Source organism: Rhodovulum viride, from assembly GCF_003265965.1.
Taxonomy (GTDB): Bacteria; Pseudomonadota; Alphaproteobacteria; order Rhodobacterales; family Rhodobacteraceae; genus Rhodovulum; species Rhodovulum kholense.
On the sequence record NZ_MUAV01000088.1, the window covers coordinates 1 to 1,431 of the forward strand.

Below are 1,431 nucleotides of genomic sequence, written 5' to 3' on the forward strand. Positions count from 1 at the left end.
CGCCGACGCTGGCCCAGGCGGTGATCCTGATCGCGCGGGACTGGCTGGAGGCGGGAATCGCCATCGAGACGGTCGAAAGCCCGCGCATCGCCTTCGGGGCGCGGGCCCTGATCCGGCAGGCCCGCTACCGGCGCCCCGGCATCTGGTGCCGCCGATGACCCGGCCGCCGATGAACTCGGTCATGAGCCCGCCGCCGATGACCCGGTGCCGCCAATGAGCCCGCTGCTCGACCGGCGCATCACCTTCGAGCGCCAGGGCGCGGGGCGGAACGCGCTGAACGAACCCACGGGCGCCTGGGCCGGGATTGCCACGCTCTGGGCCGCGCGCACGGATCTTTCCGAGACCGAACGCGCCGCGGCGGGCCAGATCGGCGCGGTGCGGGTGGCCCGTTTCACCCTGCGCCGCTCGGCCCTGGCCGAGGGCCCGGCCCGGACCCTCGGCCCCGCCGACCGGCTGCGGGACGAGGGGATGATCTGGAACATCACCGGCGTCGCCGCGCGCGGCCCATGGATCGATGTCTCGGCCGTCAGCACCGGCCGGAAGGAGGAGGCATGAATCAGCACCGGCCGGAAGGAGGAGGCATGAACAAGCAATCCGTCTCGGTCGATGGCCTCAAGGACCTGGAACAGATGATGACCGAGCATCTGCCCAAATCGACCGGCCGGGGCGTGCTGCGGCGCGTCGGCACGGCCGCGCTCGGGATCTTCGTCGAGCGGGCGCGGGATCTGGCCCCGCGCGCCAGCGGCGATCTGGCCGAAAGCCTCGCGGTCTCGACCCGGCTCGACCCCGGACAGCGCCGCGATCACCGCCGCCTCGTCAGCGATGACAAGGCCGCCGTCGAGCTCTTCGGCGGCGCCGCGGCGCTCCCGCATGCCCATCTGGTCGAGTTCGGCACCGTCGAGCGGCATCTGGAAAGCGGCGGATCGACCGGCACCATGCCCGCCCAGCCCTTCATGCGCCCCGCCTGGGACGCCACGCGCGATGCGGTGCTGGACGATATTGCCGAGGGGCTCGGGCGCGAGATCGCCGCGACCGTGGCCCGCCGCGCCAGGCGCCTCGCAAAGAAGGCGGGCCGATGAGCCTTCAAGCCGACCTGACCGACCTGCTGCTGACCGATCCGGGGCTCGCCGATCTGGTCGGCCCCCGGATCACCTGGGGCCGCCGCGCCCCGGGCGAGGGCCTGCCCGCGCTGGTGCTGATGCGGGTCGGCGCCACGCGCGACTATCACATGAAGGGCGTCACCGCGCTCCGCCGGACCCGGATCCAGGCCGAGATCCTCGCCACGACCTTGGCCGAGGCGGGCGAGGTCGAGGCCGTCATGATCGACCGGCTCGACGGGGTCCGCGGCCCCCATGGCGGCACTGACTTTCGCGGCCTCTTCGTCGAGGCGCTGCGCGACGGGCTCGACACCGACCGGGACGGCAGCGGGAT

General features: G+C 73.3%; 3 protein-coding genes. All 3 read left to right on the plus strand.

Features of this window, described 5'->3' with window-relative positions; all coding sequences use genetic code 11:
- Positions 1 to 213: 213 nt before the first annotated feature.
- Complete coding sequence (locus tag BYZ73_RS21065) at positions 214 to 555, plus strand: head-tail adaptor protein (protein ID WP_112317560.1); 342 nt, start codon at positions 214 to 216, stop codon at positions 553 to 555.
- Between the two features lie 26 nt (positions 556 to 581).
- Positions 582 to 1,079 (plus strand): HK97-gp10 family putative phage morphogenesis protein, encoded by a 498-nt coding sequence (locus tag BYZ73_RS21070; RefSeq protein ID WP_112317561.1) that lies wholly within the window; start codon positions 582 to 584, stop codon positions 1,077 to 1,079.
- A partial coding sequence (gp17, locus tag BYZ73_RS21075) for a tail completion protein gp17 (protein WP_146746390.1) occupies positions 1,076 to 1,431 on the plus strand: 356 nt, incomplete at its 3' end. The genes BYZ73_RS21070 and gp17, both read left to right, overlap by 4 nt.